11 protein-coding genes are annotated in these 14542 nt (G+C 57.9%); 10 read left to right on the forward strand and 1 reads right to left on the reverse strand.

Annotated features, from left to right (window positions below; all coding sequences use genetic code 11):
* Positions 1-316: 316 nt before the first annotated feature.
* Positions 317-1729: a glucuronate isomerase gene (uxaC, locus tag C3Z11_RS01130; protein WP_106475689.1), complete on the reverse strand. Its 1413-nt coding sequence runs from the start codon at positions 1727-1729 to the stop codon at positions 317-319.
* Positions 1730-2088: 359 nt separating this feature from the next.
* Between uxaC and C3Z11_RS01135 the strand changes: the two genes are divergently transcribed.
* The 10 genes from C3Z11_RS01135 (at position 2089) to C3Z11_RS01180 (ending at position 14480) form a co-directional block, all read left to right on the forward strand.
* Complete coding sequence (locus tag C3Z11_RS01135) at positions 2089-3099, forward strand: TRAP transporter substrate-binding protein (RefSeq protein WP_106475690.1); 1011 nt, start codon at positions 2089-2091, stop codon at positions 3097-3099.
* A gap of 86 nt (positions 3100-3185) precedes the next feature.
* The gene (locus C3Z11_RS01140) at positions 3186-3800 is read left to right on the forward strand and encodes a TRAP transporter small permease (RefSeq protein ID WP_106475691.1); all 615 of its coding nucleotides are present in this window, start codon (positions 3186-3188) and stop codon (positions 3798-3800) included.
* The gene (locus tag C3Z11_RS01145; RefSeq protein WP_106475692.1) at positions 3800-5095 is read left to right on the forward strand and encodes a TRAP transporter large permease; all 1296 of its coding nucleotides are present in this window, start codon (positions 3800-3802) and stop codon (positions 5093-5095) included. The genes C3Z11_RS01140 and C3Z11_RS01145 overlap by 1 nt, the downstream gene beginning before the upstream one ends.
* 178 nt (positions 5096-5273) lie before the next feature.
* Entirely contained in the window at positions 5274-6053 is a 780-nt protein-coding gene (locus C3Z11_RS01150; protein ID WP_262927166.1) for an FCD domain-containing protein, read from the forward strand.
* An 88-nt stretch (positions 6054-6141) separates the two neighbouring features.
* Positions 6142-6624, forward strand: coding sequence for an Lrp/AsnC family transcriptional regulator (locus C3Z11_RS01155; protein ID WP_262927167.1), 483 nt, complete (start codon positions 6142-6144; stop codon positions 6622-6624).
* A 407-nt stretch (positions 6625-7031) separates the two neighbouring features.
* Positions 7032-8117 (forward strand): TRAP transporter substrate-binding protein, encoded by a 1086-nt coding sequence (locus tag C3Z11_RS01160; protein ID WP_106475693.1) that lies wholly within the window; start codon positions 7032-7034, stop codon positions 8115-8117.
* 32 nt (positions 8118-8149) lie between these two features.
* On the forward strand, positions 8150-8659 hold the full coding sequence (locus tag C3Z11_RS01165) for a TRAP transporter small permease subunit (RefSeq protein ID WP_106475694.1): 510 nt from the start codon (positions 8150-8152) through the stop codon (positions 8657-8659).
* Entirely contained in the window at positions 8656-9981 is a 1326-nt protein-coding gene (locus tag C3Z11_RS01170) for a TRAP transporter large permease (RefSeq protein ID WP_106475695.1), read from the forward strand. Before C3Z11_RS01165 ends, C3Z11_RS01170 begins: the two co-directional genes overlap by 4 nt.
* A 159-nt stretch (positions 9982-10140) precedes the next feature.
* On the forward strand, positions 10141-11373 hold the full coding sequence (locus C3Z11_RS01175) for an efflux RND transporter periplasmic adaptor subunit (RefSeq protein ID WP_106475696.1): 1233 nt from the start codon (positions 10141-10143) through the stop codon (positions 11371-11373).
* Positions 11370-14480 (forward strand): efflux RND transporter permease subunit, encoded by a 3111-nt coding sequence (locus C3Z11_RS01180; RefSeq protein ID WP_106475697.1) that lies wholly within the window; start codon positions 11370-11372, stop codon positions 14478-14480. The genes C3Z11_RS01175 and C3Z11_RS01180 overlap by 4 nt, the downstream gene beginning before the upstream one ends.
* Positions 14481-14542 lie beyond the last annotated feature (62 nt).

Raw genomic sequence — 14542 nt, forward strand, 5'->3', positions numbered from 1 at the left:
CTAGATTGTTGTAAAGACTGACAGGCTCGATGCCCTGCTTTGGTAATGACTATGAAATATTCATGCCAATTACGTGCTTGTCCTGTGATGCAACTGGCAACCAGTTGAATTGTAAAGCCAAGTTACATGTCTCTTTGTATTTCCACCGCATCGCTCAAATCCCATCTGGCGCAGCGATACGCACCAGAAGAGATCAATCGAGCCTTTCAACGCACCGTATTGGAGCACCAATGAACAAGTTCTTTTTGTCGCCTGTCACGCAACCGCTCATTACTCGCCGCTGGATTTCAGCCAGGCCTTATACTTCAGGACCAATTTATACTTCGAAACCAAAATAGTCGCGGGCGTTATTGAAGCAGATGTCTTCGACCATGCCGCCGAGCAGCTCGATGTCATCCGGCGCTTCACCCGCCTCGACCCAGCCGCCAATCATCTGGCACAGCAGGCGCCGGAAGTACTCGTGACGGGTATAGGAGAGAAAGCTGCGGCTATCGGTGAGCATACCGACGAAGCGACTGAGCAGGCCGAGCTGCGAGAGCTGCATGATCTGCCGGGTCATGCCGTCCTTCTGATCATTGAACCACCAGCCGGAGCCGAACTGGATCTTGCCCGGTACGCTGCCGTCTTGGAAGTTACCCGCCATGGTGGCGACAACTTCGTAATCGGCAGGGTTGAGGTTGTAGAGAATCGTTTTGGGCAAATCGTCGCTGCGGTCCATGGCGTCAAGCAGCCGTGACAATGCCATCGCAATCGGCTGGTCGTTGATCGAGTCGAAGCCGGTATCGGGGCCGAGGCGCTCGAACAGGCGGGTATTGTTATTGCGCAGCGCGCCAATGTGGTACTGCTGTACCCAGCCACGCGCCTGATACTGGCGGGCAAGATAAATCAGCACGGCGGTTCTGAACTGCGCTACCTCGTCCTGATTGAGCGTTTCACCGTTCATGCGTCGTGCCAGCAGACGATCAAGCGTCACCTCATCCGCCTCGCCATAAAGCACCACATCAAGGGCATGATCGGAGATGCGGCAGCCGTGGTCGGCAAAGTGGTCCAAACGCTTATCGAGGGCCGTGCACAGATCGCCGAAACGGGTGATCGCCACATCCGCCGCCGCACCGAGCTTTTCCATATAGGCGGTAAACCCTGGGTCCTCAATCTTGAACGCCTTGTCGGGACGAAAACTCGGCAGTATCTGGATATCGAAGCTGGCATCGTCGGCGATAGCGTGGTGATGGCTCAGGTCATCGATCGGATCGTCGGTGGTCCCGACCATACGCACCTTCATCTGCTTGAGAATGCCGCGCGCCGAGAATTCGGGCATAGCGAGCATCTCGTTACAGCGCGTCCACACCTGCTCGGCCGTCGCACCATTGAGCGTTACATCGGTGATCCCGAACGGGCGGCGCAGTTCCAGATGGGTCCAGTGATAGAGCGGGTTACCAACCGTTTTCGGTACCGTCTCGGCCCACACCTGAAACTTGTCCCGATCCGGCGCGTCGCCAGTGCAAAAACGTTCATCAACGCCATTCCAGCGCATCGCCCGCCACTTGTAGTGATCGCCCTTGAGCCAGATTTCAGTCAGATTTTTGAAACGGTAGTCGCGGGCAATTTCCGCCGGTGGCAAATGGCAGTGATAATCGATGATCGGTTGATCGGCGGCGTAGTCATGAAACAGGCGGCGGGCAAAATCGTTGCCCAGCATGAAATCTTCGGTCAGGAAATTGCGAGTCATGGGCATGCGTTCCTTTTAGATCAAAGCGCCAGGCAAAAACGCTGGGAAAGGCGATATCGCTACCACAATGGCATTTTAAGCGTGGCAACGACCTCTGTGGCGTCAGGTAAATGGACACGGTTCGAGCCGTCGCAACCGAATCGTCGACTAAAGTCCAGATGGACAATTTGGCCCATTGGCCTTACCAATTAATAAAACCTGACTGACCTATAGGCGTCAATGCATAGCGGGAAAAGTCAGGCTAGACCTTCGCATAAGGTCAATAAAAATAGTGCATGCCCCGTGACCTATTGGACCAATCCATCTGACCGAATGCCTGTGCTGGATTCGCTCATCGCCATCACAATGCCGAGGTAACCATGCCATTGCTCAAGCCCCTGCTGCTCAAATCACTGGCCACCGCCTGCGCCGCTGCCGCGCTCACCCTGACGGGTACGACAGCCGCCCAGGCGATGGACCGCGTGACGCTGCGCCTCGCCCACGAACTCAATCAGGACCATGTCGTCGCTCAGGCGTATACCCACCTGGCCGAAGAAGTAAAGCAGCTTTCCGATGGCAAGATGCGCATCCAGATTTTCCCCAACGGCCAGATGGGCAGTACCCGCGAGACGGTAGAGCTGATGCAGAACGGTGCGCTCGACATGAGCCACGCCTCAGCAAGCGTGCTGGAGTCCTTCGCCGATATCTATTCCGTCTTCAACCTACCTTATCTGTTCAACGATCAGGCCCATTTCAACAAGGTGGTATTTGGCGATATCGGCCAGAACATCATGGCCTCGACCAAGGATAAGGGCTTCGTCGCCATTGGCGCTTATGTCGCGGGCACCCGCAGCTTCTACGCCAACAAGCCGATCAAGAGCCCAGCGGACCTCAAGGGCATGAAAATCCGCGTTCAGCCTTCACCGACCACGCTGGCGATGATCAAGATGATGGGCGGCTCGCCCACGCCGGTGCCGTTCAGCGAGGTTTATAGCGCCCTCCAGCAGGGTGTGGTCGATGGTGCGGAAAATAACGTGCCTTCCTGGGTACAGACCCGTCACCTCGAACTGGCCAAGTACTTCTCGGAGGATGAGCACACCTCAGTGCCTGATTTCCTGACCATCTCCAACACGTCCTGGAACAAGCTGAGCAAGGAGCAGCAGGACGTATTGATGAAGGCGGTCAAGGACTCCGAAACCTATCAGCAAGAGCTGTGGGACAAGATCGACGCCGAGTCGCGTGAAAAAGCCAAGCAGGCCGGTGGCGTCTTCGTTGAAGTCGATAAGGCACCGTTCCGCGAAGCGGTCAAACCGCTGTATGAGGAATACAGCCAGAATCCCGAACACGCCAAGCTGCTTGATCAGATCAAGGCCGCCGGCACTGGCGCATAAGGCTTCAGTCCTCATCCATCCATAACCCCACCGGACCGGCACAAGCGACATGACGGCTTGTGTTGGTCTGCGGAGGTTGCATCGCCATGAACGTTGAAAAAATCAAAAAACCGATCGATATCATGATCGCGACCATTACGGTCGTGGTCATGATCGCGCTGGTTATCTGTGTCGTCTGGCAAGTGTTCAGCCGTTATGTCTTGAACGACCCGAGCACCGTCACCGGTGAACTTGCCCGCTTTCTGATGATATGGGTGGGCCTGCTGGGTGCTGCCTACACTGTCGGTTTGCAGCGCCATCTCGCCATCGATCTGCTGGCCGAAATGCTTAAGGGCCGTGCCAAGGTGGCACTTAACTTAATCATCAACCTGCTCATCACTGCCTTCGCCGCGCTCGTCATCGTCAAGGGCGGAATCGATCTGGTCGACAAGGTATTGGCGTCAGGACAACTCTCGCCCGAACTGCGCATTCCGATGGGCTATGTCTATATCGTCATTCCCGTCAGCGGTGTGGTGATGATGTTCTACAGTGCCCTCTTTTGCGTTGACCTTGCCATTGGACTGTTCACCGGCAGGACTGCCGCACAGTCCCGTATGCCTTCCACGGCCGACACGGCGCCGATCCCGCACACGCTGCCGTCTAACGCCGCCCCCCATGCGTGTGCACCGCATACTCGTACCTCTTCAGAGGAGCATGTCTAATGGATTGGCCGATGCTTATCCTGTTTGGCAGTTTCTTTGCGCTGATCTTCATTGGCGTCCCGGTCGCTTTCTCGATCGGCATCGCGACGATTCTGACCATGCTGGCGCTGTTTCCCCTTGACGTGGCCATTTCGGTCATTGCCCAGCGTATGGCAGCCGGGCTCGATAGCTTCACCCTGCTGGCGATTCCGTTTTTCATTCTTGCCGGTAACCTGATGAGCAGTGGCGGTATCGCCCAGCGGCTAATCAATTTCGCCCAGATCCTGGTCGGCCGGCTGCCGGGCTCACTCTCCCACGTCAATATCATGTCCAACATGATGTTCGGTTCCATTTCAGGCTCGGCAGTCGCCGCCGCTGCCGCCGTCGGTGGCACGCTAGGACCGATGCAGGACAAGATGGGCTACCCCAAGCCCTACTCGACCGCGGTCAATGTCTCGTCGTGCATTACCGGACTGCTGATTCCCCCCTCGAACGTCTTGATTGTCTATTCGCTGACCTCGGGTGGCGTGTCGATCGCCGCGCTGTTCCTGGCCGGCTATATCCCTGGCATCCTGATGGGGTTGTCATTGATGCTGGTCGGCGGTGTCATTGCCAAGCGTCGTGGCTATCCGACCTCACCGCGCCCGACACTCAAGCAGGCGCTGCATGCCTTTCTGGATTCGATCCCGAGCCTTCTGATGATCGTGATCGTGATCGGTGGCATTCTCGCCGGTGTCTTCACCGCCACGGAAGCCTCCGCCATCGCCGTGGTCTATACCTTCGTGCTGTCAGTGCTGATCTATCGCGAGATCACGTTCGCCGAGCTGCCTAAACTGATTCTCGAATCGGTGGTGATGACCTCAGTCGTGCTGCTGCTGATTGGCCTGTCGGTGAGCATGTCGTGGGCAATGACCATCGCCAACATCCCCTACACGATCAGCGATACGCTGCTGTCGCTATCGGATAATCCATGGATCATTCTGCTCATGATCAACGTGGCGCTATTGATCGTCGGTGTGTTCATGGACATGACCCCCGCGGTGCTGATCTTCACACCGATTTTTCTGCCTATCGCGACAGATCTCGGCGTTGACCCGGTCCACTTCGGCATCATGATGGTATTCAACCTGTGCATCGGCCTGCTGACGCCGCCGGTAGGTAGCGCCCTGTTCGTCGGCTGCTCGGTATCAGGCGTCAAGATCCAGCAGTTGATTCGCCCGCTGTTACCGTTCTATGCGGCGCTGTTCGTCGTACTGATGGCTGTCACCTATATTCCATCCCTGTCGCTTCTCCTGCCACGACTGTTCGGCATGTAGTCATGCGTCGATATGCCGGTAGCCCATGATCTTTCGACCACAGGCTACCGGCATATCGATATTGGTCCTACAGGTTAAGGCACGCTTGGCACTGGCTGTGTCAGAATAGCGTCTGCGACTAACGTCTAAACAGGCACTTAGTACTTACTTTTCCTCGTGTGCACTGCAAGGTATTGCCATGACGCTTCCCGACATGACGCCTCCTGAACCCAAACGGCTTTATCAGCGTATCGGCCGTACGCTCAAGGAGCAGATAGACAAGGGCGACTACCGTATTGGTGAGCGCTTGCCGGCAGAGCGGCTGATTGCCGAGGAGCTTGATGTCAGCCGTACGGTAGTACGCGAAGCGATCATCATGCTCGAACTGGAAGGACGCGTCGAAGTACGCAAGGGCTCTGGCATCTATATTGTCGAGCCGCCGCATCGCAATGCGCACAATGGTCAGATTGATGAATTAGTCGCCGGGCCGTTCGAAATGCTCCAGGCCCGTCAGCTGATCGAAAGTAACATTGCTGAATTTGCCGCCACGCAGGTAACGCGCAACGATATCGTCGAACTGATGCGCATCGTCGAATGCGGCCGCAGCGAGGACCGCTACCGTGATTCGGACTGGGACCGCCAGTTTCATGTCCAGATCGCCCAGGCGACCCAGAATGCCGTGTTGCCTTTTCTGGTCGAGCAGATGTGGCGACAGCGCACCCTCAATCCGATGTGGCACAAGCTTCATGACCGCATTGAAAACCATGACGTGCTCAAGAGCTGGTGTGATGACCATGAGGCGATTCTCAACGCTCTGATCCGTCGTTCGCCGCAAGAGGCCAAGCGCACCATGTGGCAGCATTTGGAAAACACCAAGCAGATGCTGTTCGAGGCCAGCACGGTCGATGACGACAACGATATTGACCGCTTCCTGTTCATCGATAATCCCGTCGTGGATATCGAAGCCTCAAAGCGATGAAGCTTGGAACCTAGTCGTTTAGCGTGGCGACCAGCAGGCCGCGCGCTAACAGCAGACGGTATAGTAGCAAGCGAAGGCTCAGGCGTTTATGTTGGCTCTTCACCACAATGCCAATCACGATGCCATGAATAAACTCGACAGTGCCCTGCTCAATCTCCTGCTCAAGGACGGTCGCATGTCCTATGCCGACCTGGCCCGCAAGCTCGATATCTCACGCGCCCACGCTCGCGCCCGAGTGCAACAACTGGTGGCTGACGGCGTGATCGAACAATTTACGGCCGTCATCAATCCCGCCAAACTTGGCAAGGTTCTCTCAACCTTCATTGATCTGCAGGTAGCTCCTCATGCGCTTGAGCAAGTAGCTGAAGAATTGGCCGGATGTCATGAGGTGATCAATCTCTACATCATGAGCGATCTCAGAAGCCTGCATATCCATACGCTCACCGACAGCCAGGCAACCTTCGATAGCTTCGCACGCCATTACCTGCTGGGCCGCAAGGAAATCCTTTCTATCAACTGCACTACGCTGCTGACGAGGGTCAAGCATGGCCGAGGCGGCGCCAGGCTGTAGTTCCAAGCGTAAATAAGGCGTTGTTCTAGGCACCCGATAAGCTCCGCATCAGCATGCTGCGCTCAGCTAGCGCTATCGATCCCAAATTGGCACTAAAAAAGTGCATGCGCTATCCCCTGCGCTTAGCACAGGCTGTGCAAACAAGAATTTACGTTCGGTCCCACCTAAACCCTCCTCTCTAACAAATGCGCTGCAGTCATGGGTAGTAACTGAACAATGTTCACTACTGCCTGCCAAAGCACATACCGCTGCCCAAGCGGCCCCGTTTCCGGTAGATCACGGGGCTTTAAAAATATAAATAAATTCAGTTAGTTATAAGCATGCAAAACTTGGCATCGAGTTTGCTTATAAAACAGCAAGAAGTTTACAAACGCCCATCACACAATAACAAACGACAGAGAGCCATCATGACAATCGATCGCCGCCGTTTCATCGCAGGAGCCCTCGCCACATCGGGCATGATCGTCGCCGCGCCCGCCATCGTGCGTGCCCAAAGCGAGCGCACCTTCAATTGGAAAATGACCAACGCCTATCCGCCTGGCTCACCGTTCTATGTCACCGGCCCCGGCAGCCCGACTGATTTCTGCAAGAAGGTCGAGGCGATGTCGAACGGCCGCCTCAAGATCCAGCACTTCGCCGCCGGCGAGTTAATCCCGGCGCTGGAAGGGTTCGATGCTGTCTCCAGCGGTGTAGTGGAAATGAACGCTGCCAACGCATTTTTCTGGGCTGGACGCCTACCCGCAGCGCAGTATTTTACTGCTGTGCCATTTGGTATGGCCACGTCCGGCATGAACGCCTGGCTCTATCACGGCGGTGGCCTTGAGCTATGGCATGAGCTCTACGCGCCGCACAACCTTATCGCCTTCCCGATGGGTAACACTGGCACGCAGATGACCGGCTGGTTCCGTGAACCGCTGGAAAGCGTCGATGACCTGAAAGGGCTGAAGATGCGCATCCCCGGCCTGTCCGGCAAGGTCTACAGCGAGCTGGGCGTGGCGGTCAAATTACTGCCCGGCGGCGAGATATTCCCAGCGCTGGAGCGTGGCGTTATTGATGCTGCAGAATTCGTCGGCCCCTATCAGGACCGCCGCATCGGCCTGCAAAAGGCCGCCAAGAATTACTACACCACGGGCTGGCACGAGCCTACCAATGTGACTGAACTGATGATCAACAAACAGGCGTGGGAAAGCCTACCCGCCGATTTGCAGGCTATCGTCCAGACGGCGGCCATGGCATGTAACGCCGAAAGCTATGCGTGGTGCGAATCGGTCAATGCCGAAGCGCTTGATGATCTGGTCAACAACCAGGGCGTCACTGCCCGGCCATTGCCGGCACCGATCATCGAGCGTTTGCATGAGGTAACTAACGACACGCTGGAAAGCATGGCGGCTAATGATGCCTCAACGCGCAAGGTCCATGACGCCTTCATGACGTTCAAGAAGCAGTACGAACCGTGGAACGGGGTGGGCGAGCGCGCCTTTCTCAATCTGTAACCGCTCTTGAGCGCTGAACTGGCAGGAATGTCATGAATCAACTCGTGCGTATCATCGAGTCCATTGTCGTCGCCGTGGGCGTCGCCGTTCGCCTGGCTCTATTGGGACTGGTGCTGCTGGTCGCATTCGATGTGCTGCTGCGCTATCTCCTGGACTACAGCCCGGTCGCCCTGCAGGAGCTTGAATGGCACTTGATGTCACCGATTGCCCTGCTGGGGCTCTCCTATGCCGTCAAGTACCGCGCCGATGTCCGCGTCGACTTCATTTATGAGCACTTCTCCGTGCGCGGCAAGGCCGTGATCGACCTGCTTTCCGCACTGTTGATGCTGGCGGTAGGCATCATCATCTGCTGGCTGTCGATCGGCTATGTCGAGCAGTCCTATGCGATGGGCGAAGGCTCGCCTGATCCGGGCGGATTGCCGTACCGCTATCTGCTCAAGGCCTTTCTGCCGCTCGGTTTTGCCCTGCTGGCGCTGCAAGCCATCGCCGAATGCCTGCGCGCCACAAACCAACTGATAGACCCTGCCCGGAGTATGTCATGAGCCCCAATGAATGGATCGCCATCGCCATGCTGGGCGGCTTTCTGGTAATGATGCTGCTCGGCATTCCGGTCGCGATCGCACTGGCCGTGTCCGGTTTCGTCGCCGGCTATGCTGGCTTCGGCCCGTTGTTATTCAACCTGCTGCCGTCACGCCTGTACGGGGTGGTCACCAACTACACCATGCTGGCGATCCCGCTGTTCGTGTTCATGGGTGTGATGCTTGAGAAGTCACGGCTCGCCGAGGATATGCTCGAAACGATTGGCCATGCCATGGGCGGGCTGCGCGGCGGCATGGGCATCGCCATTATTCTGGTCGGGGTGCTGATGGGCGCCTCGACCGGCATTGTCGGCGCTACGGTGGTCACGGTCGGTATGCTGACTTTGCCACCGCTGCTGCGCCGCGGCTACAAACCGTCAATCGCCTGCGGCACGATCTGCGCCTCGGGGACGCTGGGCCAGATCATTCCGCCCAGCCTGGTACTGATCCTGCTGTCCGATATCGTCGGCGAATCGGTCGGCAGCCTGTTCGCCGCCGCCTTTATTCCCGGTCTGGCGCTGGCCGTGATCTACATGATGTATTTGCTGGTGCTCGGCTGGCTTAGCCCGAACAACGTACCCGCCATCCCCAAGCAGGAACGTGACGCCAAGAACGGCAAACAGCTGGCTCTGGAGCTGTTTAAGAGCGTGCTACCCCCACTTTTGCTGGTCGTGGCGGTGCTCGGCTCGATCATCGGCGGTATCGCTGCGCCGACCGAAGCGGCCTCGATGGGTGCGCTCGGCAGCTTGCTGATTGCCGCCGTCGCCCGTCGCCTGACATTTTCGCTGGTAAAGGAAACCCTGCACGGCACCTTGATGATCTCAGCCATGGTGTTTTTCATTCTGCTGTGCGCTCAACCGTTCTCGCTGGCGTTCCGGGGACTGGGCGGCGAACGGCTGGTGCAGGACATGTTCCTGATGCTGCCAGGCGGTGAAATCGGTGCGATCCTGTTTCTGATGGCAGTCCTGTTTGTACTCGGCTTCTTTTTGGAATGGATCGAGATTTCCTACATTGCGCTGCCGATGTTTCTGCCGGTCTTTCATCAGTACGGCACGGACATGGTGTGGCTCGCGATCTTGGTGGCAATGAATCTACAGATGTCGTTTCTTACTCCGCCGTTCGGCTGGGCGCTGTTCTTTCTCAAGGGCGTCGCCCCACCCGGCGTCTCGACCAAGGACATCTATCTGGGCGTGCTGCCGTTCGTCGGGTTGCAGCTGCTGGCTGTTGCGCTGATTTTTTTCTTTCCCATCATCGCGACCTGGCTGCCTACAGCCATTGGCTGGTAACGGCAGCAGGATGTCATTTCACCGCTTAAAAGCAACTTGAGACCAGACAAAAAACGCCCCGCGCCTAAACGTGGGGCTCGCTTCTTCCTGGCTTCGCTGCCATGCTCAGTAACCAATAATTTCATTTGTCTTTACTTATGAAAATAGAAGACACCCTGCATGACTGATGCCTCTAATACCAATACCGCACCTGACCGGAAGAAACAGACGCCACGCCACGACGTAAAGCGCCCGCTTGCCTGGCTGGTTGCATTGGTACTGATAGCCCTTGCCGCCCTGCTCTACTGGGGCCTGCCACAGGTCACTACGCCACAAAGCACCACAACACGACCGCCCACCACGGTAGGCGCAGCTGATGTCATCGCACGTGAGCTGGGGCGTCATTTTGAAAGCGTGGGTGACGTCAAGGCTGAAGAGTCGGTCGATCTGGCCGCTCTGGTCACTGAGCGGGTCGCTCGTATCGCCTTCAGCGAAGGTCAGCGCGTCAAGCGCGGAGAGCTTTTGATTCAGCTCGACGATCGCACCGAGCGCTATGAGCTACAGGCTGCCCGCGTCGCACTGGATGAGGCTGAGCGTGAATATGCGCGCTTGAAGACATTGAGTGAACGCGGTGCGCTGTCACGACAGCAGTTCGATGCCCAGCGCACCCTTCTCGAAACAGCCAAGGTCGATGTGGCCCGCCTGCAGGAGGCGCTTAATGATCGGGCGATCGAAGCGCCCTTTGATGGCGTAGTCGGGCTGCGCAGGCTGTCAGTGGGCTCGCTGGTCTCTCCAGGCGAAGTGCTGGCTACCCTCGATAAGCTCGACAGTATCAAGGTCGATTTCACCCTGCCCGAACGCTATCTGACCTCACTCACTGTCGGCGCTCCCGTCACGGCGGCTAGCGTGGCGTATCCCGACCGTCGTTTCAGGGGCCGCATCGCCACGCTCGATACGCGCCTTGCCGCCGAAACACGCAGCGTCGTTGCTCGTGCCCGTTTCGATAATCCCGACGGTTTGCTGTACCCCGGCATGTTGCTCACGCTTGATTTCTCAACGCCTGCCGAACGGCGCCTGATCGTGCCGGAGACGGCACTGCAATCTGAAAATGACCGTCATTATGTTTACCGCATCGACCGCAACGAAGAGGGCCTGACCGCGCAGCGTATAGCGGTCAACGTGGTGCAGCGTGAACCCGGCTGGGTGGCGCTGCAGGCTATCGAAGGCGCGGAACTCGATACCAGTGACCGTGTCGTGGTCAGTGGCCAACAAAAACTTAGCGATGCGGCACGCATCCAGATCAATGAAGAAGGTTCGCGTGATACGCAGGCGCTGTTTGAGGAAGACGATACGCTCGGTAGCCGCGCACCGGATACCCAAAGCACCATGACGCTGGATGCAGCCACCTCGTGAAGCTAACCGACCTCGCTATCGCCCGCCCGGTCGGCACGGCCGTCGCCTCACTGCTGCTGATCCTGTTCGGCACGCTCGGCTTCCTAGAGCTACCGATTCGCGAATATCCCGAGATTGAAGAACCTGAGGTCTCGATCGAGGTCAGCTATCCCGGTGCCTCGGCGGCGGTGGTCGAATCACGCGTTACCCAGCGCATCGAAGACGCCGTCTCCGGCATCGAGGGGCTCGAAAGCATCGAGTCATCAAGCGAGGACGGTGAGGCAGAAGTCACGCTGACGTTTACCAGCGACCACGATCTGAACATCGCCGCCAACGATGTGCGTGACCAGATCGGCCGTATCGCCGACTCGTTGCCTGACGAGGCCGAGGCGCCAGAAATCAGCAAGGATCAGGGCGGCAGCGACACCGTCATGATCCTCTCGTTACGTGCCACCTCGATGTCGCCGATGGCGCTGTCGGACTACGCCGATCGTTATCTGGTCGACCGCTTTGCCGTGCTTGATGGTGTCTCACGTGTACGGCTATGGGGCGCACAATCGCCCGCGATGCGCATCTGGCTCGATCATGAGGCCATGACAGCACGCAATGTCACTGTCGATGATGTGACCTCTGCGCTGGAAAGTGAAAACGTCGAATACCCTGGCGGGCGCATCGAGTCGCATACGCGAGAATTCACCGTACGCCTGATGCCCGGCTACAAGCGCCCGGTGGACTTCGAGCGCCTGACGATCCGCCACGATCAGGGCACGCAAGTGGTGCGTCTGGGCGACATCGCCCGTGTCGAGCTTGGCCCCGAAACGCTGCGTGAGAGTTTCGAGGCCAACGGCGAGCCTACCGTCTCGATCGCAATCAGCCGCCAGAGTACGGCTAACACGCTGGCGATTTCCAGAGCGGTACGTGCGGAACTCGCCACACTGCAGGATGAATTGCCCGAAGGCGTGACGATGGGCATTGTCAACGACGACACGCTCTATATTTCCGCCGCGATGGAGGAAGTATCGATCACGCTTGTGATCGCTGTCGTCATGGTGGTGGTCGTGATCATCGCCTTTCTTGGCTCATGGCGCTCGGCGCTTATCCCGGCGGTAACCATTCCGATTTCAATCCTCGCCAGCGGCATTTTGCTCGCCGCACTGGGCTTCAGCATTAACCTGTTGACGCTGCTGGCGCTGGTACTTGCGGTGGGTCTGGTCGTCGATGACGCCATCGTCATGATCGAGAACATTCAGCGCCACCTCGATGAAGGCGATACACCGCTGGTCGCCGCCTACCGTGGCGCGCGTCAGGTCGCTTTCGCCATCATCGCCACAAGCCTGGTGCTGATGGCGGTGTTTTTGCCGATTACGCTGATGGCGGGCCAGACCGGACGGCTTTTCACGGAATTTGCCGTCACCATTGCCGCCGCCATCCTATTCTCGACCTTCGTCTCGCTGACATTGACTCCGATGATGGCGTCCTACCTGCTGCGCACCGTGGGGAATCGGCCACAGCCACGCCAGCCGTTTATAGTACGCCTGATCAACGCAAGTGAAGTGCGCTATGCACGCCTCTTGATGTGGGGTATGCGGCGTCCGGTAATGCTTTCCGGCGCCTTTATCGCCCTGGTGGTGGTGACCTGCGCGCTGCTGCGTGTCCTGCCCATGGAGTATGAACCCTATGAAGACCGCGGTTCGATCCGTATCCGTACCCAGGCCGAGGAAGGCACCAACTTCGAGGAAATGACGCGCCGAATGCGCGCCATGGGTAAGGAGATGGCCCCTGTGCTCGACCCAGCGGTGGTCTCGCAAGTGCTGATGCGGCTACCCGAACCGGGCAATGACGAAGGCGCAGTCAATTACGGGCGCTGGATTTTGCAATTTGCCCCATGGGAGGCACGTGACGTTTCGACACGCGAGGTCGCCAACCGGCTGCGCGAAACGCTGGTGAACGCCTCGGGCCTGAGAATCTCGGTCACGCTGCCGCAGGGGCTTAGCTCCGGCAACAGCGCCCCGGTACAGTTTGCCCTCGGCGGCCCGTCCTATGAGACGCTCAAGGAGTGGCGTGACCGGTTGATGCCGTTATGGCAGCAGTATCCCGGCCTGAGTGATCTCAACACGGATTACGTCGAAACCACCCCACAGATAGAAGTTCGCGTCGATCCACTACGCACAGCCCAGCTGGGCGTGCGTGCCGAGACGATAGGGGCAGCGCTGGAAACCTTCATGGGCGGCTTGACGACCACTACGTTCGAAGAAAATGGTCAGGAGTATGACGTTATCGTGCAGGGCGAACGTGATCAGCGTTTATCACCAGCCGCCATCGAGGCGTTACGGGTGCGCGCGGATAACGGGGCATTGGTACGTCTGGGCAATCTTGCCGATATCGAAGAGGTCGCGGTATCGAGAACGCTCAACCGCTACAACCGCCTGCGTACGGTGACGTTCTCTGCCAACGTCACAGAGGGCTATACCCTGCCGCAGGTGCTTGATCATATGGCCGAGACGGTACGCACCGAGCTGCCATCAAGCGCACGCATCGATTACAAGGGCGCCTCGCGTGACACGCGTGAAGCGAGTAGCGGGCTGTTTCTGGTGTTCACCATCGCCTTGCTGGTGACCTGGCTGGTGCTCGCTGCTCAGTTTGAAAGTGTCATCAGCCCGCTGGTGGTGATGCTGACGGTGCCATTGGGTGTACTGGGTGCCAGTGCCGGATTGATCGCCTTCGGGCAGAGTCTGCATATCTATGCCCAGATCGGCATGCTGATGCTGATCGGATTGTCGACCAAGAACGGCATCCTGATCGTTGAGTTCGCCAATCAGCTGCGTGATCAGGGCATGGCGTTGACAGATGCTGTACTGGTGGCCTCGCGTCTGCGCCTGCGCCCCATTCTGATGACCTCGTTTGCGACCATGGCGGGGGCATTACCGTTGATCATGACCAGCGGCGCCGGCTCGGCCAGCCGGTTCGGATTAGGCATCACCATCTTCTTTGGCAGCGCCAGCGCTGCGGCACTGACGCTGCTCGTCATTCCGCTTGCCTATCAGTGGATCGCGGGCCGCCAGCATCCGCCCGGGCATCGCGCCCAGCGGCTGACCCGTGAGCTGGAAGATAAAGAACAGCGTCAGTAGCCAGTGCCCCCCGGTATTGGGTGGGCATCCGCTGTACTCCCCGCACCGCTCAAAACGCGCTA

It is taken from the genome of Phytohalomonas tamaricis (assembly GCF_003012345.1).
Lineage (GTDB): Bacteria > Pseudomonadota > Gammaproteobacteria > Pseudomonadales > Halomonadaceae > Phytohalomonas > Phytohalomonas tamaricis.

What these genes read in the sequence shown, in the direction of transcription:
- uxaC (WP_106475689.1), bottom strand. Translation starts at nt 1,729, where the DNA reads ATGACTCGCAATTTCCTGACCGAAGATTTCATGCTGGGCAACGATTTT.
- C3Z11_RS01135 (WP_106475690.1), top strand. Translation starts at nt 2,089, where the DNA reads ATGCCATTGCTCAAGCCCCTGCTGCTCAAATCACTGGCCACCGCCTGC.
- C3Z11_RS01140 (WP_106475691.1), top strand. Translation starts at nt 3,186, where the DNA reads ATGAACGTTGAAAAAATCAAAAAACCGATCGATATCATGATCGCGACC.
- C3Z11_RS01145 (WP_106475692.1), top strand. Translation starts at nt 3,800, where the DNA reads ATGGATTGGCCGATGCTTATCCTGTTTGGCAGTTTCTTTGCGCTGATC.
- C3Z11_RS01150 (WP_262927166.1), top strand. Translation starts at nt 5,274, where the DNA reads ATGACGCTTCCCGACATGACGCCTCCTGAACCCAAACGGCTTTATCAG.
- C3Z11_RS01155 (WP_262927167.1), top strand. Translation starts at nt 6,142, where the DNA reads ATGTTGGCTCTTCACCACAATGCCAATCACGATGCCATGAATAAACTC.
- C3Z11_RS01160 (WP_106475693.1), top strand. Translation starts at nt 7,032, where the DNA reads ATGACAATCGATCGCCGCCGTTTCATCGCAGGAGCCCTCGCCACATCG.
- C3Z11_RS01165 (WP_106475694.1), top strand. Translation starts at nt 8,150, where the DNA reads ATGAATCAACTCGTGCGTATCATCGAGTCCATTGTCGTCGCCGTGGGC.
- C3Z11_RS01170 (WP_106475695.1), top strand. Translation starts at nt 8,656, where the DNA reads ATGAGCCCCAATGAATGGATCGCCATCGCCATGCTGGGCGGCTTTCTG.
- C3Z11_RS01175 (WP_106475696.1), top strand. Translation starts at nt 10,141, where the DNA reads ATGACTGATGCCTCTAATACCAATACCGCACCTGACCGGAAGAAACAG.